This window comes from Chloroflexaceae bacterium (assembly GCA_025057155.1).
In the GTDB taxonomy this organism is placed as follows: Bacteria; Chloroflexota; Chloroflexia; order Chloroflexales; family Chloroflexaceae; genus JACAEO01.
Window position 1 is genome coordinate 1 of record JANWYD010000030.1, and the last position, 24,622, is coordinate 24,622.

The following is a 24,622-nucleotide window of genomic DNA, read 5'->3' on the forward strand; positions in this document are numbered from 1 at the left end:
TTGATCGGCATCGGCGTGGCCCTGGTGGGGCTGGGGTTGCTGTTCCTGCTCCTGGGGCGCGTGCCCTGGCTGGGGCGCCTGCCGGGCGACATTGTGATCGAGCGCCCGGGCCTTACCGTCTACATCCCCCTCGGAACCATGCTCCTCATCAGTCTGGTGCTGACCCTCCTGGCGAACCTGATCGGGCGCTTCTGGCGCTAGGCGCCTCCCACCCCCACCTTTTGCATGGGGCGGGTCCGGCTCTCCTGCCCGGCCCCCGCCCCCGGCTGGGGTTGGGGTAACCCGGTTTCCCCCCCACCCCTCTAGCCAGCCACGGGTCAACTCGTCGCCTCCCATCGGGCAGGGTGACGAGAACGCCTGCTGGCCGCTTGCCCCGTCGGAATGGAAAGCGCCATCATCTGTGACAAATGTCGCAGGCATGACCGCCAGAACCGGGTACGCTATGCCCAACGCTGCCCTGTAGATACGCGAACGTACCTGGAGGCTCCGAATGACCATGCCCGCATCCGCATCGCTCAGCCGGCGCGCCCTGCTGGTCCGCGCGCTTCTGGCGGCAGGCGTGCTGGCGCTGCTGCTCGGCGCCATCTGGGGCGGCTTGCTGCGACTGGGCTGGGCGTTGCCGACGCCTCGCTCTGACCTGGCGGCCCTGCACGGCCCGCTCTTCGTCTGCGGGATGCTGGGGACGGTGATCGGTCTGGAACGGGCCGTGGCCCTGGGGCGGCCCTGGGCCTTCAGCGGCCCGCTCCTCGCCATGGCTGGCGGCCTGGGGCTGCTGGCCGGCCTGCCGGCCAGTCTGGGCGCCCTGCTTATCACCGCTGGCAGCCTGGGCCTGCTGCTGGTCTTCGCCGTGCTCGTCCGGCGCCAGCCGGCCCGCTTTGTCGTCACCATGGCCCTGGGCGCGGCGGCCTGGCTGGTTGGGAATCTCCTCTGGCTGGTTGGCCGGCCCCTGGCGGTGGCCTCCTTCTGGTGGGCCGGCTTTCTCGTGCTAACGATCCTCGGCGAACGGCTCGAACTGGGACGCCTGCGGCAGCTTCCGGCGCGGGCGCTGCGGATCTTCGTCCTCGGCGTTGCCACGTTGCTGCTCGGCCTGGGAGCGACCCCGATCGCTTACGGGGCTGGTGCACGGCTCAGCGGCGCCGGTTTTGTCATTCTCGGACTCTGGCTGCTGGCGTTTGACATCGCCCGGCGTACCGTTCGGCGAGCGGGGTTGCCCCGCTTCACCGCCGTGTGCATCCTCTCGGGGAGCGTCTGGCTGGCGGTCGCGGGGGGCATCGCCCTGAGCGCAGGCGCGGTCTACGCGGGGCCGGTATACGACGCCCTGCTGCACGCCGTGTTCGTCGGCTTCGTCTTCGCCATGATCTTCGGCCACGCGCCGATCATTATTCCCGCCCTGTTGCAGATCCCTCTGGCCTTCAATCGCTGGAGCTACCTGCCCCTCGTGGCGCTCCACCTGTCGCTGCTCCTGCGCGTTGCCGGCGACCTGACGTTGCGCCTCGACCTCCGCCGCTGGGGCGGGATGCTCAACGCGCTGGCCATCGCGCTCTTTCTCCTGCTAACCCTTGCCAGCGCGCTCCGGGCGCGCCGGCAGCCGAAACATAGCGCCTCGCCCAGTGAAACGCCGGTCTTTCCGCCTTCCACGGCAGGGATCGACCCGGCCACGGCGCGAAACCCCGACGATGGTCGCATCATCAAGGAGGTGCAGGATGGCAGGACGTGACAACAGGCTCAGGGCTGACAACCCCCACGCGCAACTGGTTCCAGATGCGGACCACGCTTCCGCAACGGATGACGACGCGGCACTGCGCGTCACAGCCTCGGCGGCGCGCGAGCAGGCGCTCGATGTGCGCGGCTTGCCCTGCTCGATGCGCCGCGCGCAGGTCTACGCGGCTGCGGCGGCGCTGCAACCTGGCGAGAGCTTCGTGTTTATCAATGATCACGACCCGCGCCACCTGCACCTGCTCCTCTGCGAGACCTTCGGGGTCGCCTGGAGCTGGGACTACGAGGAGGCCGGCCCCGAGCGGTACGCCGTGCGCGTTGGCCGGCCGGGCCAGCAGTGAAAGCTGCCGCCGTCGAGCATATGCATGTGGCAGGCCGGAGGGGTGCGGGGAAACTGGATTTCTCCCTGCACCCGGACCCGGAAGATGAGTTTGTCTGCCTGGAGGTGCAGGCATGGATGCGCCCGATCTTGAACTTCGCGAGCTCATGCCCGAACCGGAGGAAGCCTGGCGCCGGTTGCTCCGTTTCGTGGGATGGAATGCGCGCGACCGGGCCGCAGCGGCGCGCACCAGCGCGGCGCTGCTCAAACAGGCGCACCGGCTGGTGGTTGACGTGTACGATCATCTGGCCCGTGTCCCCGAAACCGCGGCCATCCTGGGCTGGGAACACCATATTGACGAAAAGCACCTGGAAGAGCGCCGGCGCTTTTTCACCCTCTGGCTGGCCCGAACAATCGGCCTGGATACCAGCGACGAGTTTGCCGCATACCTCTTCTACGCCGGGAAGGCCCATGCCGGCCATGGCGCGCGGCACATTCACACCCCGCCCGACTATGTCACCGCCTCGATCGGCCTGGTGCAGGCCGCCTTCGCCAACACTCTGGCGCACGAGGACCTTTCGGCGGAAGTGATCGGCAACGCTATGGCGGCCTGGAGCAAATATCTCAGCGTGCAACTCAACCAGATGCTGCTCGGCTACCGCGCCGCCCAGGAACTGCGGAACGGTGCGCTGGCGGTGCGCTGCACGGTTTTCGGGCGCCTGCGCCCGCTGCTGGGAACCCAGGAGATTGAGGTGCTGGTCGCTCCCGGAGCCTGTATCGGCGACGTGGCGCGCAAAGTGTTCAACTACTTCCCTCAGGCCCGCGCCGAGGCGCTCGAGCGCGTCTGGCGCGCCGAAGACAGGAGCGATGCGCTCTGGGTGGAGGTTGTTCCCGCATACGTGCCCCGCCCCGGCTGGCGCATTCTGCACAATGGCCGGGAGGTGCGCTACCACGGCGGCTTTGCCGCCCCCGTCCAGGCCGGCGATGAGGTGGCGGTGTTTCCCCCTGGACGGTAAGAAGGCAATCCTGAGGGCAATCCTCAGGATTGCCCTACATCCCTGACCGTCCTCATCCATCCTCAAGATATGCTATAATTATGTAACCGAGAAAGCACAGAACGGCGGGCTGCGCCAGGCCCGTTCGCGATTATCCGGGAGGAATGGATGGCGCTTGAAAAGGACGAAAAGCAGCACATTATCGGCGATTACCAGGTTCACGGCAGTGATACCGGCTCGCCAGAAGTGCAGGTGGCGCTGCTTACGGAACGGATCAATCAACTGATCGAGCATCTACGGATTCACATTCACGATCATCACTCGCGTCGCGGTCTGCTAAAACTGGTTGGTCGTCGTCGTCGTTTGCTCAATTATTTGCAGACTCGCGACAAGGAGCGTTATCGCGTCCTGATCGATCGTCTCGGTCTGCGCCGCTAGGCGGTTGAAGCGATGGTTCGATTGTGAACGCCACGGGGGTTCCGGCATAGATGCAGCGCCGGCACTCCCGTGTTGTTTTCCCGATGGAGGATGTTCGGGATTGGAGCGTGTGCAGGGGCCGTTGGTCCGTTCACAGGCTCCAGTGCCGAACCCTCCTCCTCGGGAGCAGCTATTGGGCGCCGCGCGCGGAAATCTCCGCCGCGGCAGGAAAAACCTATCTCAAAACGCGCGGCTGCTGCGTGGGGAAACCCTGTTTCCCCACGCCTCGCCCATCCGGGAACGGCCAGGAGTGCAAGTCTCCGGCTTGTGCGCGAGATTGAGGAGACGGCGCTCCTCCTCGCAGAGGTTTTGAGATAGTTTCTCAGTGCAGGAGGGTAACACACATCTATGACAGAACGACAGATCTTCTCGGTCAGCGCCGAGATTGCCGGCCGCACCCTTACGCTGGAGGCCGGCAGGTTCGCCGAACAGGCCGATGGGGCGGTGACCGTGCGCTATGGCGATACGATGGTGCTTGCCACCGTCGTCGCCTCCAAGGAAGTGCGGGAAGGAACGGATTTCTTTCCCCTGACCGTAGATTATGAGGAAAAGATGTACGCCGCCGGGAAGATCCCCGGCAACTTCTTCAAACGCGAGAGCCGACCGACCACCACTGCCATCCTCATCTCCCGTCTCACCGATCGCCCGTTGCGCCCGCTCTTCCCCAGGGGCTATACTAACGAAGTGCAGGTGATTGTTACCACGTTCTCCATCGACATGGTGAACGACCCCAGCCCGCTGGCGATAATTGGCGCGTCGGCGGCCCTGGCCATCAGCGACATTCCCTTCCTCGGCCCCGTCGGCGGAGTGCAGATGGGGATGATCGATGGGCAACTGGTGGTGAATCCCTCGATGGCCGATATGCCCCGCAGCGCGCTCGACCTGATGGTCGCCGGTACGAAGGACGCCGTGCTGATGGTCGAGGCCGGCGCCAACGAACTCTCCGAAGAAGATATGCTGCGCGCTGTGCAGGAGGGTCACGCCGTCTGCCGCCAGCTCTGCGAATTGCAGGAGGAGCTGGTGCGTCTCTGCGGCAAACCCAAGCGCGAGTTTACGCCCCCCGTCACCGACACGTCGCTGCAAGACGCTGTCAGCGCATGGCTGGGCCACCGGCTCCGCGATGCTGTGCGCAGCCCGGTGAAGCAGGAGCGTGAGGCGCGCACCAATGCGCTCAAGGAGGAGACGATCGCCCACTTCATCGCCGATGAGCCGGAGGAGGAGATCCCCGCTCGCAGCAAGGAGGTGGGCAAGGTCTTCGAGAACCTGCTCAAGGAGGAGGTGCGGCGAGCTATTCTCGAGGAAGGCATCCGCGTGGACGGTCGCGCCCCTGATGAGATCCGCCCCATCAGCGTCGAAGTTGGCATCATCCCCCGTGTTCACGGCTCGGCCCTCTTCACCCGCGGGCAGACCCAGGTGCTGACCATCACCACCCTGGGCGCCCCCGGCGAAGAGCAGCGCCTCGACGATCTGGGCATCGAAACGACCAAGCGCTACATCCATCACTACAACTTCCCGCCCTTCTCCACTGGCGAAGTGCGCCGCCTTGGCGCGCCGCGCCGCCGCGACATCGGCCACGGCGCGCTTGCCGAACGCTCGCTTTACGCCGTGCTGCCGCCGCAGGAGGAGTTCCCTTATACCATGCGCCTGGTCTCCGAGGTGCTCTCCTCGAATGGCTCGTCTTCAATGGCCTCGGTCTGCGGCTCCTCGTTGAGCCTTATGGATGCCGGCGTGCCCATCCGCGCCGCTGTGGCCGGCGTGGCCATGGGCCTCATCACCGGCGAGAACGGCCAGTACCGCATCCTGACCGACATCCAGGGCATCGAGGATGCCCTCGGCGACATGGACTTTAAGGTCGCCGGCACCGCCAGGGGCGTAACCGGGCTGCAAATGGATATCAAGACCACCGGAGTCACCTTCGAGATTATGCGTGAGGCGTTCGCCCAGGCCCGCGCGGGGCGCCTGTTCATCCTCGAGAAGATGAACCAGGTGATCAGCGCGCCGCGCAAGGAGCTGTCCATCTACGCCCCGCGCATCATCACTTTGCAGATCCCGGTGGACAAGATCGGCACCCTTATCGGACCGGGCGGCAAGACGATCCGTGGCATCGTGGACGCCACCGGCGCGCAGGTGGACGTGGAGGACGATGGCCGCGTCTTTATCACCACCGCCGATGGCGAGGCCGCCAGGCAGGCCGTGGCTATGGTCGAGGCGCTGACCCGCGAGGCCAAGGTCGGCGATATCTTCCTGGGCCGGGTAGTGAGCATCAAGCCCTTTGGCGCCTTCGTCAACATCCTTCCCGGCAAGGACGGCATGGTGCACGTGAGTGAGCTGGCCGAACAGCGGGTGGAGAATGTCGAAGATGTGGTGCAACTGGGCGATGAGATCAATGTTATGGTGATAGACATCGATCCCGCTACCGGCAAGATCAGCCTGAGCCGCCGCGCCGTGCTCACCGGCGAGACCCCGGAGGATCGCAAGGCCGCCGGCGCCGCCCCTCGCAGCGGCGGCTCGCGCTCCGAGCGGGGCGGCCCCTCGCGCGATGGCGGCGATCGTCCCCGTCCGCGCCGGCGCGACGAGGGACGCTGAGGTCGGGTCGCGCTCCAGTAAGGCCGAAGGATTGGCTGCGCCAATCCTTCGGCCCTGCCAGTCAACAATGGGCCTATGCATCCTCACTACCTCGACTTTGGCGGCGCCGGCCCGCTGATGCACCTGGCGCCGGCGAATGGCTTTCCGCCTGAAACGTACCGCCCATTGGCAGCCTGCCTGACCCCGCACTACCACGTCCTTGGCTATCGCCCGCGGCCCCTCTGGGCCGGCAGCGCCCCGCCCGACGTGCGCGCCTGGCGCGACCTGGCTCGCGATATGCTCGATGATCTGCGACGGGTCGCCAATGGCCCGCTGATCGGCGTTGGCCATTCCCTCGGCGGCATCCTCACCCTCTACTGCGCCGTGCACCGGCCCGACCTGTTTCGCGGGGTCGCCTTGCTCGACCCGGTGATCTTTCCCCGCCATCTCCTGCCCCTGCTCTGGGCCGGTCGCCGGCTCGGGTTGCACCGGCGCTTCCCCATTGCCCGTGGCGCCGCGCGACGGCGCGACCGTTTCGCCAGCCGCGACGAGGCCCGCGCCCGCTTTCGGGGTCGCGGCGTCTTCGCCAACTTTACCCCCGAGGCCCTCGAAGGTTACCTGGAGGGCGCCCTTCGCCCCGCGCCCGACGGCGGGCTGACCCTGGCCTGGCCCCGCGCCTGGGAGGCCCATATCTTCTCGCTCATCCCCGTGGACACCTGGAACGCTCTCGGCCGCCTGCGCGTCCCCTTGCTGCTCCTGCGAGGCAGGCACTCCGACCTGATCATTGACCGCTCCTGGCGCGAGTTCCAGCAGCGCCTGCCCCACGCCCGCCTGATCGAGCTTGACGCCGGCCATATGGCGCCGATGGAACGCCCCGCCGATGTCGCCGCCGCCGTCCTGGAGTGGGCCGCTGGCCTGCCCTGAGGCCCGTGCGGATGCCCCCTTCCGGAGGGTCTGGGAGGGCGTTGCCTTCCCAGGAAACTTCTTCTTCACCCCTGGTAGTCTCTGAATGAGGCTTCCTTGCATTTCTGCCCCCCTCCCAAACTCCCCCCGTTGGAGGGAGGAGCCGGACTTCCTCCCCCAGCGGGGGAGGGTTGGGGAGCGGGCGGAGTGGCCGAAAAACTTCGTTCACAGAGTATTAGGGTGTAACCGCACCGCATAGGATATAGAGGCAACTCTCCAATTTCTTTGGCGCCACAGCAGGAGCAAACCATGGATCGTGTGCTTCGCGTCGGCCAGCGCGCCAGTATGCGCAAGACAGTCACCGAGGCCGACGTTGTGCTCTTTGCCGCCATCACCGGTGATCAAAACTCCGTGCACATTGATGAACTATCCGCCCGCGAGTCGCGCTTCGGGCGACGTATTGCCCACGGCATGCTCGCCGCCGGGCTGATCTCCGCCGTCCTTGGCATGCGCCTGCCCGGCCCCGGCACGATCTACCTCAAGCAGACGCTTAACTTCCGCAAGCCGATCTATATCGGCGATACCGTAACCACCGCCGTGGAGGTGACCGCTTTGCGCGAGGATAAGCCGATCGTGACGCTATCCACTACCATCACCAACCAGGACGGCGTAGTGGTCGTCGAAGGGGAGTCGCTGGTCTACTGCGACCAGTGCCGCATTGCCGACGCCGATCCGTGATATAAGCGGAGAAGGGTCGGGGTGCGTGTTCAGATTTGCCGCCCTTCGCCAGGACGCTGTCTCATTACGGCTGCCGTTCAAACAGGTACAGCCCCGCCGTCCCCGCGGGCGCAAAGTCGGTGACCACGTAGCCTGCGGCGAAGGCGGCTTCGGCGCAGGCCCGCACCTGGTAGCGCCAGGCTCGGGCTACTGGCAAATTGGTAGCGCGCAGGGCGTCAATGTCGGCAGGGATCTGAAGCAGAAAGCGCTCGCCCTCCGGCTCAAGCGAAGGTTCGAGCGGATCGGGGTTGATCAGCGGCGCCTGGCTGCGCAGATCATCATCGGGCCGGGCGCCGCTGGCGCGCGCAGCCACCCGCTCTGAGCGGATCCACCACTCCACTAGAAAGCGGTCGCTGGGCAATTCGCCCTGGGGGTCCTCAGGCTCGGGGCCGTAGATGTTGCGGATGTAAGTCCGACAGAGGCCGCCGAGTTTGTGCAGGTTCAGCCTGGCATTGCGCGCAATCAGGGGGTCAAAGGTCCAGGTGATCAGGTCGAGGCCCTGGGCCAGCACGTGCTCGCGCTGGGCCCATTTGAGGCGCTCGCCAATGCCCGCGTCACGGTACGCCGGACGCACGGCGGCCATATGCGAGGCGTGCTTGAGCCGCCCGGCGGCGTCGCGGCCCAGGAAGCCAAACACGAAGCCCACCAGCGGCGCGCCGGGAGCGTCATGGTCAAAGGCCCCCAGCACCAGCCCGCCGTTGCGCTGCGCCGTGAGCAGCATATGGTAGGGCACCGCACCAAACGCGCCCCAGACTTCGCGCTGCAACTCCTCGCATGCCAGGTATTCGCCGTAGCTCTGGATTGGACGGATTTCAATTGGCATAGCTGCTAATCTGTGCTTTCCCTGAGCCGGGGCGCGGGGAAATCTGCTTTCCCCTTCCTTACTCCAACCGCTGGCGCGTCGCGGACGCGAAGCGTTCGCGTATCCTCAGGGTAGGAAGGCGAGTTGCCGGGAGGCGTCCGGCCAGGCTTCTCCTGAAGCAGACCGCCTCTCCGCGCCGCCGTCACGACGTCTGCGCAGAAAGCGGCGTCCATCCACTTTCCAGGCGTTCGAGGGCCGCCCTGGCGGCGGCCTGGGCGGCCGCCTGTTTGCTGGGGCCGGAGCCCTCACCGAGCACGTGCTCGCCAAGCAGCGCCGCGAGCGTAAACTCGCGCTCGTGGTCCGGTCCGGCGACCCTGACGGTACGGTAGCGCGGGGTTTGACCAAAGCGTGCCTGGGCCACTTCCTGGAGCCGGGTGCGATGGTCCACATCGCGGCCACTGAGGGCCACCTCAAGCTGGCGCTCGAGGAACGGCATGAGAAAGTCTCGCACCGCCTCAAGCCCTTGATCCAGGTAGATCGCTCCCAGCACCGCCTCAAACACATCGGCGAGCAGCGCGGTTCGGTTGCGTGCCGCGGGGGTGTCCTCGCCCCGGCTGATGCGGACATGCTGGCCCAGATTGAGGCTGCGGGCGAACCCGGCCAGGGTGGAGGCCTTCACCAGCGCGGCCCGCAGGGCGGTCAATTCGCCTTCGGTGAAGGAGGGAAAACGTTCGTAGAGCCAGGCGGCGGTAATGAAGTTCAACACGGCGTCGCCCAGGAACTCCAGCCGTTCATTCGAGGTCAGACCGGGGATGCGTTCGGGATGTTCGTGCAAAAATGAGCGATGCACGAAGGCGCTCTGGAGGAGCGTTACATCGTGGAATGGCACACCGATGAGTTCTTCCAGGTTGCTTGCCATATGCCGACGTGAGAAGAGGGAAAACCAGGGCTGCCCGTTCCTGCCCGACGGGGTTTCGATCTATCGTGTCTCTGTGGCAACCGGGTGGCCCCGGGCGCCTTCCTCGAAACGTTGAAACACCAGGCAGACGTTGTGCCCGCCGAAGCCGAACGAATTGCTCATTACCGCCTTCACCGCGGCAGGGCGCGGCTGGTTTGGCACAACGTCAAGGTCACAGGCGGGATCGAGACGCTGGAGATTGATTGTCGGCGGTAACACGTCGTGCTGCATCGCCAGCACGCTGACCACGGCCTCGATGGCCCCGGCTGCGCCCAGCAGGTGGCCGAACTGCGACTTGCTGGAACTCACTGGCGGGGCGACGCCGCGCTCGCCGAACACCTGGCGGATCGCTGCGGTTTCAACCGGATCGCCAGCGGGGGTGCCGGTGGCATGGGCGTTGATATAGCCGATATCGCCGGGCTGAAGTCCGGCGCGCCGGAGCGCGAGTCTGATGGCGCGCACGATACCCTCGCCGTCTTCGGCAAGATTGCTGATGTGGTAGGCGTCGGACGTGGCGGCGTAGCCGGTGATCTCGGCGAGAACGCGCGCGCCCCGCTCCAGCGCGTGTTCAAGATCTTCGAGGATCAGGACGGCGGCCCCTTCGCCCATCACGAAGCCATCGCGCTCGGCGTCAAAGGGGCGCGAAGCCGCGGCGGGGTGATGGTTGGCCGTTGAGAGCGCGCGCATGGCATTGAAACCGGCCACCCCGATGGGGGTGATGCTAGCCTCGCTGCCTCCAGCAATAATCGCCCTGGCCCAGCCGCGGCGAATCGTCTCGGCGGCCTCGCCGATGGCGTGCGCCGAGGACGCGCATGCCGAAGTGATACAGTAGCTCGGCCCCCGCGCCCCGGTGAGGATTGACACCTGCCCGGCAGCCAGATTGGTGATCATCGCGGGTATCAGGAAGGGGCTGATCCGCCCCGGTCCGCGAGCGCGCAGCACGTCGAACTGCTCGCTCAGGGTCGTAATCCCGCCGATGCCGCTGGCGATAAAAACCCCCACCTCATTGCGATTGGCTGCAGTGATCTGCAATTCTGACGTGCGTAACGCTTCCTGCGTGGCGGCGACGGCGAACTGCACGAAGCGATCAGTGCGGCGGGCCTCCTTGCGGTCCATGTACCGGGTCGGATCGAAATCCTTGACCTCAGCCGCGAAGCGGGTCTCGAAGCCTGAGGCATCGAACAGGGTGATTGGCCCGACTCCGCTGCGGGCCTCGACGATGCCCTGCCACAACTCAGGCACGCTCAACCCGAGGGGGCTGACGGCGCCCATCCCGGTTACTACTACCCGCCGCCCCATACGCCTCTCCTCAAACAAGATCGTCTTCTCACACGAAACTACCGTATTGTACCACGCCCGGAAGCTGTGGAATCCGGTTCGCTGCTGGCCGAAGGGCGTCCGGCGGCGCCTCCCGGTTTAGGTGCAGGCCAACCGGATTTCCCCTTCCCCCTGTTCAGTTTCCCGACAGGGGAGTCCGGCGGAGGAGCTTCTGGCAATCCTCTGCACCTCTCCGCGACCTCGGCGGTGAGTCCACATTCAGTCAGCGGTGACCGAAACTATGTCCCCACGCCCCTGAGAACACCCGCCCGCAAGTGGTATACTGAACCCTACGAATGTACGTCGTACTTGCGGTGCATACCGGCTCGCAAAGCATGCCCCGCGCCAACCGTGCGTCACTCTGTCATGTTCCCTCGCAGGCACTGGAGCACAGCCTATGCTGGACCGCGCCCACGCCCTCACCGATGAACTGGTGCGCCTCCGCCGCAACATTCACGCCCACCCCGAACTGGGTTTTCGCGAGACGCGGACCGCCAGCCTGGTTGCCGAGACCCTGGCGGAGATCGGCGGGATTGCTGTGCGTACCGGCATCGCCAGAACCGGCGTGGTTGCCGACCTGGGCGACGCCGACGGTCCTAGGATTGCGATACGGGCCGATATGGACGCGCTGCCGATCCACGAGGCCACCGGGCACAGTTTCGTCTCGACCATCCCCGGCGTCATGCACGCCTGCGGTCATGATGCCCACACAGCGATCCTCCTGGGCGCCGCCCACCTGCTGCGTGAGCGCTTTGCCGCTGGCGAGTTGCGCGGGCGCGTGCGCTTTCTCTTTCAGCCCTCCGAAGAGTCCGCCGATGGCGAAGGCAAGAGCGGCGCTCTGCGCATGGTCGAGGAGGGGGTGATGGAAGGAGTGGACGCTGTTATCGCTCTGCACGTCGACTCCATGCTGCCCCTGGGGCGGGTCACGGTGCGCAGCGGCTGGAACACGGCGGCGGCGGATGATTTCCGCGGAGTGCTGATCGGCAGCGGCGGCCATGGCGCCTATCCCCACGAAGGCAGCGACCCGCTGTTTATGCTGTTGCCGGTGCTCTCCGCTCTCTACGGCGTCAGGGCGCGACGGCTTGACCCGGTGGAGCCGGCCATTCTCAGCGTGGGAGTGGTGCGCGGCGGCGAGGCCGCCAACGTGATTCCCAGCGAGGTCGAGATCCGGGGCACCTTGCGCAGCTACAGCGCCGCGGTGCGCGAACAACTGATCGCCGAGGTGGAGCGGGCCTTCGCGCTCACGCGAGGGCTGGGCGGCGATTACCGCCTCAGCATTCAGCGCGGCTATCCCGCCTCCTGGAATGACCAGCGGGTCGCCGGGTGGATGGAAGCGGTGGCCCGCGACTTCCTCGGCGATACGGCCATGGATCACTCCCCTGCCGGCCTCGGCGCCGAGGATTTCGCGTACATGTGCCAGCGCGCTCCCGGCGCCATGCTGATGCTCGGCGCGGCCATTGATGATGGCGTAGAGCGTCCCCACCATACGCCGATTTTCGATATTGACGAGCGTTGCCTGCCCGTAGGCGCGGCCATCCTTGCCGAGACGGCGGCGCGCTTCCTCAGTGGTCGGGTGAAGCTGTAACCTCTGCATAGCCGGCCCGGTAGTAGGCAATCCTCCGGGTTGCCTACCAGGTCGATCCGGCATAGAGCAACGCTCCGAGCACCAGAACTCCCAGCACCAGCAGCGCCAGGAGTTTGGCCGCTGGCGGAACATCGAGCAACGCGATCAACCCGAAGGCGAGACTCAAGCCGTAGTAGATCAGCACCACCTGCCGCTGGGTAAGGCCCAGCGCCAGCAGCCGATGGTGCAGGTGATCGCGCCCGGCCCGCGCCGCGCCACGTCCCCGCAGCGTCCGCACGAGAATGAGCCAGGCCATATCAATCAGCGGCACGCCCAGCACCAGCAGGGCCGTCGCCAGTTTGGCCCCCCCGATGATCGCGCTCACCGCCAGGATGTAGCCAGTGGTCATCGCCCCGACATCGCCCATGAAGGTGCGGGCAGGATGCACATTGAAGGGGAGGAACCCGGCGCATGCCCCGGCCAGAGCCAGAGGCAACATCGCTACGGTGTACTGCGGGGGATCGAGGTTGAGCGTATGCAGCGCCAGGATCATCGCGGCGATCAGGGTGATGCCGGCTGCCAGCCCGTCCAGCCCATCGGCCCAGTTGACCATGTTCTGGATGCCGACGATCCACAGGACTGTCGCTCCAATCGCCAGCCAGGGGCTGAGGTTGTGGAGGTGGATCTGGTCCACGAAGGGGAAGTTAAAGGCGGTCAGAATAATGCCCCGGGCTTCGGTAGGCGCGCCCAGGGCGTCGGGATAGAGCGTCCGGTCCCACAGGTACGGTCCGACGGCGATCAGAGCGGCGAGCACGTGCACCAGCAGGCGCGGCAGGGCGGGCAGGTCGCGCAGGTCGTCAATTAGACTGATAAGAGCCACCAGACTGGCGCCGGTGAGCAGTAGTCCGAGCCGCAGGTATTCAAAGCCGGAACGGCTCAGAGCGGGGTGGAGTCGCTGGAGGGCGAAGCTGAGCAACAACGCGGCGGCGAAACCGGCGATCATCGCCACCCCGCCCACGGTGGGCGTTGGGTGTTGATGAATGTGACGCGGGCCGGGGTGGGCGACCCACCCCTCGCGGTTGCTGAGGCGGAGGAGCGCCGGCGTCGTCAGGGCGGTAACTGCGGCGGCGACCACGAACGTGGTGGCGAGGGCGATGGCAAGCACAGAAGGCTACCCGGTGCCGAATTGCCGGTCGCCGGCGTCACCCAGGCCGGGCACGATATACCCGTGCTCGTTGAGATGACTGTCAATGGCGGCCAGATGAATAGGCACGTCGGGATGGGCGCTGGTCAGGGCGCGCACTCCCTCGGGGGCGGCGATCAAGCCGAGGAACTTGATCCGCCGCGAGCCCCAGGCTTTCAGAATGTTGACCGCTGCCACCGCCGACCCGCCAGTCGCGAGCATGGGATCAACTACGATGGACAGGTCAATGTCCGGCTCTTTGGGCAATTTATTGTAGTAGGTCACCGGCTGAAGGGTCTCGTGATCACGAAAAATGCCCAGGTGCCAGACATGAATGGTGGGCAGGATGTCCAGAATCGCTTCGGACATTCCCAGCCCGGCGCGGAGGATAGGAATAACGCCGATCCGCTCGGCCACTTCGTAGCCCTGGGCTGTAGCCAGGGGGGTTTCGACGGCCAGGGGGGCCAGGGTCAGATCCTGAGAAGCCTCGTAGAAGAGCAACTGGGCAATCTCGCGCACCAGTTCGCGGAACTTCTTCGGTTCGGTCAGCTTGCTGCGCAGCAGGGCCAGTTTATGCTGCACCAGCGGGTGGCGTGACACATGCACCTGACCCGCCATAGATCACCCTTCCGAGAGCTTATAGCCCACTCCGCGCACGGTAATAATCAACTGCGGGCGCGACGGTTCCAGTTCCACCTTCTCGCGCAGGCGGCGCACGCACACATCAACCAGATTGGTCTCGCCAACGTACTCATAGCCCCACACCTCGCGGAAGAGCGTCTCGCGGGGGAAGACCTGCCCGGCGTTCGCGGCGAGGAAGTAGAGCAATTCAAACTCCATGGGGGTCAGATTCACCTCACGGTCACGCACGGTCACGCGATGGCGGGGCGCGTCGATTTCAATTGGACCGACGCGCACAATCGGCGGCGCGCGCCGCGACTTGTAGCCCTCGACTCGGCGCAGAATAGCTTCAACGCGAGCCATCAACTCGACGGTTTTGAATGGCTTGACGATATAATCATCGGCGCCCAGTTCAAAACCGTGAATAACATCATCGGTGCCATCACGGCTGGTAAGAATAATGATCGGCACATCACTCTGCTCGCGGATGCGCTGGCAGGCCTCGAAGCCATCTACATAGGGCATCATGACATCGAGAATCACCACATCGAAGGGCTGCTTCTCGAAGGCCTGGAGCGCCTCGAGACCATTGCTCACGGCGGTCAGTTCATAGCGTGGATCTTTGAGCGTGACCTGAATGAGGTTCGCAATCGAGGGATCATCGTCGGCGATGAGGATGCGCCGGGGGGCGAGGGCCTCTTCAGCGATACGGTCAGATGTACGGCGGAAGAGTGGCATGGCATCAGTTCAGGCGGCAACTATTAGTTAGTCTGTGAAGTTAAGTTTCCTGGCATTTCCGCCCCCCTTCCCAGCCCCCCTCCTCCAGCGGGGGAGGGTTGGGGAGGAGGCAGGGGGTTAACAAACAACTTTATTCACAGACTACTATGGCCTTTGAGAACTCAATCCGCTACAGCCTGCGCAGGCGGGCTTCGCATCCCCTGGCCCGCGGCTATAGCCGCCGGGCGTGGGTGTTATGTTCAAAGATCATCTTACGCATCTGCGACCATAGAAGCCGCGGGAATGCCGGTCAGCGCACCACACGCTTCGACAGCTACAGCTTGCCGGTTCACACTGCCTCATCCAGACGGCGACGGTACTCGGAGCGCTCGGTGCGCGGCACCAGGATGGGGTGGCCACGTCCGGCGACCACTTCGGCGTTGATGATACAGCGGCCGATATGCTCCTGAGCCGGCACCTCGTACATGACTTCGAGCAACACCTCTTCGACGATGCTGCGCAGGGCGCGCGCTCCCGTCTTCGCCTGCATAGCGCGCTCGACGATCGCCTCGAGCCCGTCAGGGGTGAACTCCAGTTCTACGTGGTCGAGGGCGAGCAGCTTCTGGTACTGTTTGATCACCGCATTGCGCGGTTCGGTGAGGATGCGCAGCATGGCCTCATGGGTCAACGGTTCAAGGCCGACGATCACGGGCAGGCGCCCGATGAACTCGGGGATGAAGCCATAGCGCATCAGGTCATCAGGGGTGATCTGAGCGAGCAACTGGGCATGATCGGTCGTGCTGGCGCTAGGCTTCTGGCTGCCAAAGCCCAGGAGGTGCTTGCCGCGAACGCGCCGGGCGATCAGTTCCTCGATGCCCTCGAAGGCCCCGCCACAGATAAACAGCACATTGGTCGTATCGAAGGCGATATACTCCTGCTGAGGATGCTTGCGCCCGGGCAGGGGCGGCACGTGAGCCACGCCGCCTTCCAGGATCTTCAGCAGAGCCTGTTGCACCCCCTCGCCGGACACATCGCGAGTGATCGAGGGATTATCGGCTTTGCGGGCGATTTTATCAATTTCGTCAATGTAGATAATGCCCGTCTGCGCCCGCTCGACATCGCCGTCGGCGGCCTGGATGAGGCGGAGCAGAATATTCTCGACGTCCTCGCCGACGTACCCGGCTTCGGTCAACGCAGTCGCGTCGGCGATAGCGAAGGGCACATCGAGGATGCGCGCCAGGGTCTGCGCGAGGAGGGTTTTGCCGCTGCCGGTGGGGCCGAGGAGCAAGATATTGCTCTTGCTGATCTCGACGTCGTCAATCTTGGCGCCGGCGCGGATGCGCTTATAGTGGTTATACACCGCCACGGAGAGGACGATCTTGGCCCGATCCTGACCCACCACATACTGATCGAGCTTTTCGCGCAACTTGCGCGGAGTGGGCAGGCGCGTCGGGCCGGGCGGCGTATTGCGGCGCGGCGTCACCAGTTGTTGCTCGGTCTCTTCGGCGATGATTGCGCTGCACAGGGCCACACACTCATCGCAGATAAAGACGGTGCCCGGTCCGGCGATAAGGCGCTGCACCTCGTCCTGACCGCGGCCACAGAATGAGCAGACGTAGGCGCCACGACCACTATTGCGCGAACGCGTCATTGGAGTATCTCCGATGGTCGAGAGCCGGGGCGAAGGCCCGTGCTTGCGAGCGAGGCCCCGGCTCCACGAGCCTGCTGTTACTTCTTCTCGGCCATTTCCTCAGGCATCAGGATCTCGTCAATGATACCGTATTCTTTGGCCTGGATCGGCGTCATAAAGGCGTCGCGGTCGAAGTCGCGGGCGATCTTCTCCACAGGTTGCCCGGTGTCACGGGCCAGCAGTTCGCGCCCCAGGTTCTGGAGCCGGAGCAATTCGCGGGCCTGAATCTCGACGTCAGGGCCGGAGCCGCGGAAGCCGCCGAGGGCCGGATGCATATGGATCGTCGAGTTGGGCAGGCTGAAACGCTTCCCTTTCTCTCCACCGGCGAGAATGATCGTCGCCATGCTCGCGGCCATGCCCAGGCATACTGTGGCCACGTGGGGGCGGATATGGTGCATCGTATCGTAGATCGCCAGCCCCGCGGTGACCGACCCGCCTGGACTGTTGATATAGAGCCAGATGTCGCGGTCCGGGTCCTCACTGGCCAGGAACAGCAACTGCGCGACGACAAGGTTGGCAATCTGGTCGTCAATAGGGGTGCCCAGGATGACGATGCGCTCCTTGAGGAGGCGCGAATAAATATCAAAGGCGCGCTCGCCACGACTGGTGCTTTCCACCACCATGGGGATTAAACTCTCAGGCCGGGGAAGCTCCCAGGATGGACCCTTTGGAGAAATCCAGTTCATCGTTTCCTCATCTATCTAGCATCAACGTTGTATTATGTAATATTATACAGCAGTCAGACGTTCCCGCGCAGGCGCACAAGCTCGGAGTTGATTGCAGGGTCGCACGCAGTTGCGGAGTTGGCAATGACTATATTGCCTTCCGAGGCGGTTGTTCGCCGGTTCTGGCGCCGTAGCCGCCGGAACCGGCGAGCAGGGGATCGAGGCTTACGCCAGAAAGGCGCTAATCAGTCGCAGATAGAACCTCTCCTCTGAAAGAGCCGTCTCGCCGTCCCCTCTCCCTGCCCTGCAATTCGACGCCAGCGGCCCATCATTCCGCGGACCTTACAGACCCCGACGCTGGCGACTCGGCGGCCACGGGCGCTTCAGTGGCGACAGCCTCCGCCGCCGCCGGCTCAGACGACTCGCCCGCCGCTGCCGGGGCCACGGGTGTGGCTGGCGCTTCCGGCGCGGGCGCTGTACCAGTCGCAATGGCCACCAGGCGCTCGCGCAGCTTGCGATCAAGCACCAGGCCGGCAATCTCGCGTTGCAAACTCGAGCGCATCAACTTTGCAACGTTTTCGCGCTGATCTTCGGCATACTCCAGGGCCATGCGCTCGATCTCGCTCTCAATCTCGGCGTCGGAAACCACCAGCCCTTCGCGATGCAGCACTTCGCGCGCGGCGAGATTGAGCTGCAACTGGCGTTCGGCCTGCGGCAGTAACGCCTCAACGGCCTGGTCACGCGTCTGGCCGCGATACTCCAGCACCTGCTCCAGGGTGACGCCGTAGCGCGCGTACTGCCGCCCTTCCCGTTCGAGCATTTCCTCGGCCTGGTCACGGATCATAACTTCGGGGATATCGAAGCTGGTCTGAGCAACCAGGTGTTCAAGATAGGCGTTCAGCACTTTCTGTTCGGCCTGGGTGCGGGCAGTTTCTTCGAGTTCAGCGCGGGTTCTGGCACGCAATTCTTCCAGCGTGCCGTCGAAGTTTTCGAGCGTGGGCAATTCTTCCCAATCGGGCAGCAGGCGTTCCTGGATCTGCAGGATTTCGACCTTGAAGGTCACTTCCTTGCCGCGCACCCGCTCGTTCGGGTGATCATCGGGCAGCCGGGCGGTTATTTCCTTCGTCTCGCCAACGTTCATCCCCAGGAGGCCAGCGTACAACTCCTCCACCAGCCGGCCCCTGACCACATCGAGTGTCTCCTCGGGGGCCGCTTCCCCTTCCGCGCGCTCGACCAGCGGCGCGCCATCAATGATCGTGTCCAGGCGCACGCGGATCTCGTCGCCCTCCTGTACCGGGCGGGGACTATCGAGTTCTTTCAGCACCTTGTGGCGCTCGCGGATCATCTCCATGGCCCGATCCACCGTCTCCTCGGCGATGGGCTCAATCTCCAGAGGAACGCGGATGGCGCGGTAGTCCCCCACGTCCACGGTGGGCGCCACGGGCACGTGCACCGTAAAAATGAAAGGATCGGAGGAGGAAATCTCCTTGAGGCTGGGTGGACCGACAGGCTCAATGTTCTCCTGCTTGAGCGCCTCGCGGAAGGCTTTGTTGATCAGGTCCTCTGACGCCTCTTCAATCAGCATCTGGCGCCCGAAGGTCCGCTCAATAATGAAACGGGGCACCTTGCCCGGACGGAAGCCGTGCACCGGGTACTTCTGCGACAGGCGCCGCGCGGCCTGGTCAAGGCCACGTTCCAGACGATCCTTGTCAAGCTCAATCTGCAATGCTATCAGGCTCCTGGGGAGCTTCTCCGTGGTGATCTTCACACTCAAGGTCTCCTGAAGCGGAGCCACGCTAAAGCGTGGCTCCACAATCCATCTGTGCCTCCCATTGCCGCGGGCGTGGCTCCGCAATCCATCTGTGCCTCTCATTGCCGCGGGCGATCCTCCGGCTCATTATAGCACGAGGCGTCTGAGGTGAAAACGGGGGAAGTCAGTTTCCCCGGAGCCGGAGCGATCTCCGCCTCCGATGGCGGGGTCCGGAGCGCCTCCGCCGTCCGCCAGGGCGATGCGGGTGTGGCCTGGAGCCGGCAGCGGGGCGCATTCTAGGATATAATAAGCGATAATGCGGTAAAAGCGTTAGCAGGTGGTTTCGGTGATGAGCAGCGCGGTGCACACGCAGATGAACAAACACAACCGTTGGCTCGTACCCCTGGCAGTTGCGATGGTAGTGGGGGCAATTGATCAGGCGACAAAGTGGTGGGTGGTGCGCACGCTGGGGCCGGAGACAATGACGAATTTCATCCCCCTGGTCGGTGATAGCATTCGCATTGCCTATTCCCACAACACCGGCGTAGCCTTCAGCCTGTTCCAGGGCCATCCAGAGTGGCTGATCGCCACTGCGTTGTTGATCGTCGCCGGAGCGATCGTGTTCTACCATACCCGGTTGCCCAATCATCGTCCGGGCATTCAGGTGATCATGGGTCTGATAATGGGCGGGGCGTTTGGCAACATCATTGATCGCGTGCGTCTGGGGTATGTGGTGGATTTTATCCAGGTCGGCTGGTGGCCGATCTTCAATGTTGCCGATAGTGCGATCACCACTGGCGCGGCCCTGCTGATGCTGCACTTCGCCCGCGAGGAACTGGCTCAGCGCCAGGCGCGCCGGGATCGACAAGCCCTGCCCCACCGGTAAAGCCGCCATGAGCGCCGTGGCTGACAGCCCTGCCATTCGTCGCTGGCTCCTTCCTTTTGCGCTGGCCCTTGCTGTGCTCGGCACGGATCAGATGAGCAAGCGCTGGGCCGTGGCCGCCCTCGGCCCCGAACCGCGCGACCGCACTATCGTGCTGATTGGCGACTGGTTTACCCTGGTCTACACCCGAAACACGGGCATTGCCTTCGGGCTGTTTCAGAGTTTGCCAGGGCTGTTTACCGTTACTTCCATCCTGATCACCATAGGCGCCGTGTACGCCTATGCCGTCTATCTGCCCAACTACTCCGCCTGGGTTCAGACCGCGATGGGGTTGATCGTCGGCGGAGCGGCGGGCAATATTCTCGACCGGCTGCGCTCTGGCTATGTGATTGACTTCATCAGTATTGGGTGGTGGCCGGTGTTTAATCTGGCCGACAGCGCAGTGACCATCGGGGTAACCATGCTCGCAGGCTATCTGATCTTCATCGGCGACGAACCTGCCCCGGCCCCTCTTCCGCCTCCCCGCGATGACCGGTTGTTGAGCGAGTTGCTCAGCCGCGATCTCGAATAACCGCGTATCAGCCCTGCCGCGCCGCCCGCTCCACGATAGCATGAGCGAAGAAGAGACCATTACCCTGTACAGCGCGCCCGACGATGCCGGGGACCGGCTCGATCGCTTCGTCGCGCGCGCTGCGCCTGGTCTCTCGCGGTCATACGTGCAGCAGTTGATCGCTGAAGGACGGGTGACCGTCAACGGGCGCATCGCCCGCGCCAGTCACCTCCTCCGCGGCGGCGAGCGCATCCTGGTCACGGTGCCGCCGCCCCAGCCCACTACCCTCGAACCGGAGGCCATCCCGCTCAAAATCGTCTACGAAGATGCGGACGTTGTGGTAGTTGACAAGCCCGCCGGCATGGTGGTCCATCCAGCGCCTGGCCACGTCAGTGGCACCCTGGCCAACGCGCTGCTGGCGCGCTATCCCGAAATGCGGCTCAACGGCGGCATCCGGCCCGGCATTGTGCACCGGCTCGATCAGGACACCTCCGGGCTGCTGGTGGTGGCGCGCAACGACCGGGCAATGCAGATGCTCACCGAGCAGCAACGGGCGCGTACCATGCTCAAGCTCTACCTGACGGTCGTTGAAGGGCATTTCAAAGAGCCGGAGGGCACGATTGACGCGCCGATCGGCCGGCACCCGACCGACCGGTTGCGCATGACGGTCACCCCCGGCGGGCGTCCGGCGCGCACCCACTACCGGGTGCTGGAGGAACTGGGCAAGTATTCGCTGCTCGAGGCGCGACTGGAGACGGGCCGCACGCACCAGATCCGCGTCCATATGCTGCATCGCAACAAGCCGGTGCTCGGCGATCCAACCTACGGCGGGCGCAAGCCCCGCCCGACCTTTGGCCTCACCCGCCAGTTCCTGCATGCCCACCGCCTCGGCTTCTATCACCCCGCTGATGGGACGTGGCGCGAATTCGTCTCTCCCCTTCCGCCTGATCTGGAAGCCGCCCTCGAACGCCTGCGCGCCGCCGCGCGCACTGCCGGGGCCTGGCCTGCCGGGTAGCGGGATTGGGCGATGGCTCGCGTGGAGGTGTGGAGGTGTGGAGGTGTGGAGGTGAAAGAACATCTCCGCAGTTCGACACTTCGCAGGATGAAGATATGAGAACATACGTTCCAGAAACTCCTGACAGGTTGCCCGGCATGGCGTCAGGAGCGATGGCAGTTTATCCCATGCTGGTGTGGGATAGTGTGGGATAATGTGGGTTATCTGCCACTGGATGTGTAAAGGCGCGCCGTGCCGGCGCCGATTCCCCGGCGCTGATGCCGCGTCGTCGGGACAAGCCCCAACCCCTTCTGGCGTTTTTTTTCCTCTATAGAGAGATTCGGGGAGACTTCGCCCCTCCAAATGTTTTTCTTGAGGGGCATGTGGCGGCGGCGCCGCGACTTGCCAGTGCAACCTGGCCGACCCAGACCGGCCGCCGAGGGGTGGCAGCCTTTGCATCAGCCCGGCTGATCGCCGATCTGCAACATCAGCGGCGCCCGGCGCGTCCATCTAACAGACGGCACGGTTCGCTCGATGCAGTGGAAGAAGGAGGGTTCCGATGGCTATGACACATCAAACTACATTTGCCGAGATGGTGGCCCAGAGCCGCGATGTGATAACCCATCCCAGCGTCGAAACCTTTGAGCGTTACGAGAAGCGAGGGAGCCTCGGCACGGCGGCCGCGTACATCCTGGCAGCGGCAGGCATCGCCGGACTGCTGGCCTTTCTGACGGTGCTGTTGCCGGGCGTGCGCGGCAATCCGTTCAGCGTCTTTGTCAGCGGTGTAGTGGGCGCTCTGGTGAACTTCGTCATCTTCACCGCCCTGGTCTACTACCTGGGCAAGAATCTGGCCAATGGCACCGGGACGTGGGACGAGGTCGCCTACACCTTTGCGCTGTTCGTCGCGCCGCTGGCGGTAGTGTCGGGAGCGCTCACGTTCATCGTGGCCCTGCTCGGCAACCTGCCCGTGCTCGGCTGGCTGATCGGGCTGGCAGGCACGGTCGGGGCGATCGTCGTGCTGGTGGCGCAGGCATTCTTCGGCTTCCTGGCCGTCCAGTCGAGTATGAACATCAGGGATGGCGGGAAGGCGCTGCTGGTCCTCGTACTGTCGGTGATCGGCACGATAGTGGCGCACATCGCGCTCGGAGCAACGATCAGCATCCTCGCCGGGCTGTTGCCGCTGATCATTCTGGTGGCCCTGGTCGCGGTAGTGGCGGCGATGATGCTGCGCCGGGCCGCCTGACACGGCAGCCTCCTCACAACTCCCTGTTCCGCCTGCGACGGGTGCACATCCTGGCACAGCCAGGACGAGACCGCCGCAACGGATAAAACGCCAGCGCTCGCTTTTCGGCGCGAGGCTCGTGCAACGTCCTCGGGTCAGGCCCCCAAATCCTCGGGACGCCTGCCCGGCCCCGTACCCCGCCGCGGGAAACCGACGTTGCGCAAGCCTCGCGTCCGGGCTTCCTGGACTTGACAAAGATCGCTCCGAGGAATAACCTATGGTGGCTGGTGATCAACCTTCTGGTAATCGCTTAATGGCGAGAATTGGGTGTCTTGTACCGCAGATTGCTGAAGATCTCCCATTGGCGCTCCAGGCGGCTGCATCGCAGAATACTGGCGGGGGGACAGGGAAGCCAGGGCGCCCCGCTCTTCCAACCAGCAATCATCAAAGACGTTCTGGGGACGGCGCGGTTCTCCCCACCCGCTCCTGTTGGCCGGGAACAGGGAAACCAGCTCGCCCCATACCCTTGCAACCCGCTATGTCAGGTTAGTGTGTACCACAGGGAGGAAGCCGCCAATGGCATCATTGGATCTCGCAAAGTGCATGCGTAGCGTTGATCTGGAGCGGGGCGTCGTGCCGATCTCGAAGGCCGCTTCATCGCTCGCGGCGCTCATCAAGCGATCGCAGGCCAACCATCAACCCATCGTCGTGACCCAGAAGGGGTATCCGACCGGAGTTATTATTGACATCGAGGTCTTCACCGCTATCCGCGAGTTTATTGAGGAGCACACCCGCGAAGATGAGGGCGAGCCCAGAGGCGCTTGATGGGCGAGACGCCGGGATTCCGCGCAGGGCTGATGTTCGTCGGTCTTGCAGCATTAATCTGGGGCACGATTGGTGTCGGGGTAAGCCTGCTGTATGGTCTGGCTGACACCAACCCCGTTTCGATAGGCTTTTTGCGGCTGCTCATCGCCGCTCCGGCCCTGCTGCTGGCGAGCCGCCTGATGGTGGGACCAGGGTTCTGGCGCGTGCAGCGGCCCCATGTGCTGGTGATGGCGTTGATCGGCGCGACGTTCGCTGGCTACCAACTGTGCTACTTCGCGGCAATTCCCCGCCTGGGAGTGGCCGCGGCGGTGATGATCAATATCTGTAGCGCGCCGATCTTCACCGCGCTTCTGGCGGGGTTCTGGCTGCGCGAGCGATTGTACTGGCTCACCGGCGTGGCCCTGGTCGGGGCCATTGGCGGCACGACGCTCCTCGTGGGCGGCGCGCCTACTTCCAGCGGTCTCGCGCTCTGGATCGGCGCGGCCCTGGCCCTCGGCGCCGGGTTCTGCTATAGTCTGGTGGTGCTGGGCAGCCGGGTGGTCGCTCCGCATTACCATCCGTTGCAGCCAATCACCATGGCCTTCACCCTGGGCGCCGTCGTGCTGCTGCCGCCGGCCCTTGTCAGCGGCCTGGTGGTGGAGTATCCCCCCGCCGGCTGGGGGTTGTTGTTCTACCTGGGGTTGGCGCCGACGGCGTTCGCCTACGTGCTCTACCTGCGCGGGTTGCGTACCGTGCCGGCCACGGCGGCCGCCATCGTCAGCCTGCTCGAGCCGCTTGGTTCGACCGCGCTTGCTGTATTGCTGCTCGGCGAACGGCTCGGGCCGGCCGGCGTCGCCGGGGCGGCCCTGCTTCTCACCAGCATGGCGCTGCTGTATCTGGGGCAGGGGGGGGATGCACCGGTCGAAGCGCGCCACGACGGGCCTGTCGGGATAACCTGGTTGTCTGAATACGTTTCGGGAGGGCCCGGCCCTCCCGGCGGGCGGGGGTGTGGGGAAACCCGGTTTCCCCGCATCCTCGCCGAACAGCCACGGTTACGCATAGAGTGCATGCGCATCATCGCCAGGTCTCATTGGGAGGCCAGATACGGCAATCCAAAATCCAAAATCCAAAATCCAAAATAACATAAGGA

24 protein-coding genes are annotated in these 24,622 nt (G+C 64.6%); 15 read left to right on the forward strand and 9 right to left on the reverse strand.

Going from position 1 to position 24,622, the window contains the following annotated elements; translation table 11 throughout:
* From NZU74_19365 to NZU74_19400, 8 genes are all read left to right on the forward strand, one after another.
* Positions 1 to 201: DUF2905 domain-containing protein (locus tag NZU74_19365; GenBank protein ID MCS6883493.1), on the forward strand; the 201-nt coding region annotated here is incomplete at its 5' end.
* 289 nt (positions 202 to 490) lie between these two features.
* Complete coding sequence (locus NZU74_19370) at positions 491 to 1,717, forward strand: hypothetical protein (protein ID MCS6883494.1); 1,227 nt, start codon at positions 491 to 493, stop codon at positions 1,715 to 1,717.
* Positions 1,704 to 2,057 carry a DUF2249 domain-containing protein gene (locus tag NZU74_19375; GenBank protein MCS6883495.1) on the forward strand — a complete coding sequence of 118 codons (354 nt, stop codon included), beginning with the start codon at positions 1,704 to 1,706 and terminating at the stop codon, positions 2,055 to 2,057. Before NZU74_19370 ends, NZU74_19375 begins: the two co-directional genes overlap by 14 nt.
* Positions 2,058 to 2,169: 112 nt before the next feature.
* A complete protein-coding gene (locus NZU74_19380; GenBank protein ID MCS6883496.1) occupies positions 2,170 to 3,051 on the forward strand; it encodes a protoglobin domain-containing protein in 882 nt (293 codons plus the stop codon).
* Positions 3,052 to 3,198: 147 nt separating this feature from the next.
* Complete coding sequence (rpsO, locus tag NZU74_19385; protein ID MCS6883497.1) at positions 3,199 to 3,468, forward strand: 30S ribosomal protein S15; 270 nt, start codon at positions 3,199 to 3,201, stop codon at positions 3,466 to 3,468.
* Between the two features lie 387 nt (positions 3,469 to 3,855).
* A complete protein-coding gene (gene pnp, locus NZU74_19390) occupies positions 3,856 to 6,093 on the forward strand; it encodes a polyribonucleotide nucleotidyltransferase (protein MCS6883498.1) in 2,238 nt (745 codons plus the stop codon).
* Positions 6,094 to 6,168: 75 nt separating this feature from the next.
* Positions 6,169 to 6,996 carry an alpha/beta hydrolase gene (locus tag NZU74_19395; protein ID MCS6883499.1) on the forward strand — a complete coding sequence of 276 codons (828 nt, stop codon included), beginning with the start codon at positions 6,169 to 6,171 and terminating at the stop codon, positions 6,994 to 6,996.
* A gap of 288 nt (positions 6,997 to 7,284) precedes the next feature.
* Positions 7,285 to 7,713, forward strand: a complete 429-nt coding sequence (locus tag NZU74_19400) for a MaoC family dehydratase (GenBank protein MCS6883500.1) — start codon at positions 7,285 to 7,287, stop codon at positions 7,711 to 7,713.
* Between the two features lie 64 nt (positions 7,714 to 7,777).
* On the opposite strand, the gene NZU74_19405 is transcribed toward NZU74_19400, so the two are convergent.
* The 3 genes from NZU74_19405 to fabF all read right to left on the reverse strand — a co-directional run bounded on the left by NZU74_19405 (position 7,778) and on the right by fabF (position 10,811).
* Entirely contained in the window at positions 7,778 to 8,575 is a 798-nt protein-coding gene (locus tag NZU74_19405) for a hypothetical protein (GenBank protein MCS6883501.1), read from the reverse strand.
* A gap of 181 nt (positions 8,576 to 8,756) precedes the next feature.
* On the reverse strand, positions 8,757 to 9,473 hold the full coding sequence (gene rnc, locus NZU74_19410) for a ribonuclease III (GenBank protein ID MCS6883502.1): 717 nt from the start codon (positions 9,471 to 9,473) through the stop codon (positions 8,757 to 8,759).
* A gap of 60 nt (positions 9,474 to 9,533) precedes the next feature.
* Positions 9,534 to 10,811 (reverse strand): beta-ketoacyl-ACP synthase II, encoded by a 1,278-nt coding sequence (gene fabF / locus NZU74_19415; GenBank protein ID MCS6883503.1) that lies wholly within the window; start codon positions 10,809 to 10,811, stop codon positions 9,534 to 9,536.
* Between the two features lie 415 nt (positions 10,812 to 11,226).
* Between fabF and NZU74_19420 the strand changes: the two genes are divergently transcribed.
* Complete coding sequence (locus NZU74_19420) at positions 11,227 to 12,414, forward strand: amidohydrolase (protein ID MCS6883504.1); 1,188 nt, start codon at positions 11,227 to 11,229, stop codon at positions 12,412 to 12,414.
* Between the two features lie 43 nt (positions 12,415 to 12,457).
* Here the strand turns inward: NZU74_19420 and NZU74_19425 are convergent, their stop codons facing one another.
* The 6 genes from NZU74_19425 to tig form a co-directional block, all read right to left on the reverse strand.
* Positions 12,458 to 13,558, reverse strand: coding sequence for an undecaprenyl/decaprenyl-phosphate alpha-N-acetylglucosaminyl 1-phosphate transferase (locus NZU74_19425; protein ID MCS6883505.1), 1,101 nt, complete (start codon positions 13,556 to 13,558; stop codon positions 12,458 to 12,460).
* A gap of 6 nt (positions 13,559 to 13,564) precedes the next feature.
* Positions 13,565 to 14,194 carry a uracil phosphoribosyltransferase gene (upp, locus tag NZU74_19430; GenBank protein ID MCS6883506.1) on the reverse strand — a complete coding sequence of 210 codons (630 nt, stop codon included), beginning with the start codon at positions 14,192 to 14,194 and terminating at the stop codon, positions 13,565 to 13,567.
* A 3-nt stretch (positions 14,195 to 14,197) separates the two neighbouring features.
* A complete protein-coding gene (locus NZU74_19435; GenBank protein ID MCS6883507.1) occupies positions 14,198 to 14,935 on the reverse strand; it encodes a response regulator transcription factor in 738 nt (245 codons plus the stop codon).
* 328 nt (positions 14,936 to 15,263) lie between these two features.
* Positions 15,264 to 16,565, reverse strand: coding sequence for an ATP-dependent Clp protease ATP-binding subunit ClpX (clpX, locus tag NZU74_19440; GenBank protein MCS6883508.1), 1,302 nt, complete (start codon positions 16,563 to 16,565; stop codon positions 15,264 to 15,266).
* A 77-nt stretch (positions 16,566 to 16,642) separates the two neighbouring features.
* Positions 16,643 to 17,290 carry an ATP-dependent Clp protease proteolytic subunit gene (locus NZU74_19445; GenBank protein ID MCS6883509.1) on the reverse strand — a complete coding sequence of 216 codons (648 nt, stop codon included), beginning with the start codon at positions 17,288 to 17,290 and terminating at the stop codon, positions 16,643 to 16,645.
* A gap of 307 nt (positions 17,291 to 17,597) precedes the next feature.
* Positions 17,598 to 19,037: a trigger factor gene (gene tig / locus NZU74_19450; protein ID MCS6883510.1), complete on the reverse strand. Its 1,440-nt coding sequence runs from the start codon at positions 19,035 to 19,037 to the stop codon at positions 17,598 to 17,600.
* Between the two features lie 355 nt (positions 19,038 to 19,392).
* On the opposite strand from tig, the gene lspA (NZU74_19455) reads away from it, so the two are divergent.
* The 6 genes from lspA (NZU74_19455) (at position 19,393) to NZU74_19480 (ending at position 24,614) form a co-directional block, all read left to right on the forward strand.
* Positions 19,393 to 19,905, forward strand: coding sequence for a signal peptidase II (lspA, locus tag NZU74_19455; protein ID MCS6883511.1), 513 nt, complete (start codon positions 19,393 to 19,395; stop codon positions 19,903 to 19,905).
* A gap of 16 nt (positions 19,906 to 19,921) precedes the next feature.
* A complete protein-coding gene (gene lspA, locus NZU74_19460; GenBank protein ID MCS6883512.1) occupies positions 19,922 to 20,473 on the forward strand; it encodes a signal peptidase II in 552 nt (183 codons plus the stop codon).
* Positions 20,474 to 20,513: 40 nt separating this feature from the next.
* Positions 20,514 to 21,467 carry an RluA family pseudouridine synthase gene (locus NZU74_19465; protein ID MCS6883513.1) on the forward strand — a complete coding sequence of 318 codons (954 nt, stop codon included), beginning with the start codon at positions 20,514 to 20,516 and terminating at the stop codon, positions 21,465 to 21,467.
* Positions 21,468 to 22,011: 544 nt separating this feature from the next.
* Positions 22,012 to 22,689, forward strand: coding sequence for a YIP1 family protein (locus tag NZU74_19470; GenBank protein ID MCS6883514.1), 678 nt, complete (start codon positions 22,012 to 22,014; stop codon positions 22,687 to 22,689).
* Positions 22,690 to 23,244: 555 nt separating this feature from the next.
* Positions 23,245 to 23,493: a type II toxin-antitoxin system Phd/YefM family antitoxin gene (locus NZU74_19475; GenBank protein ID MCS6883515.1), complete on the forward strand. Its 249-nt coding sequence runs from the start codon at positions 23,245 to 23,247 to the stop codon at positions 23,491 to 23,493.
* Complete coding sequence (locus NZU74_19480; protein ID MCS6883516.1) at positions 23,493 to 24,614, forward strand: EamA family transporter; 1,122 nt, start codon at positions 23,493 to 23,495, stop codon at positions 24,612 to 24,614. The genes NZU74_19475 and NZU74_19480 overlap by 1 nt, the downstream gene beginning before the upstream one ends.
* Positions 24,615 to 24,622 lie beyond the last annotated feature (8 nt).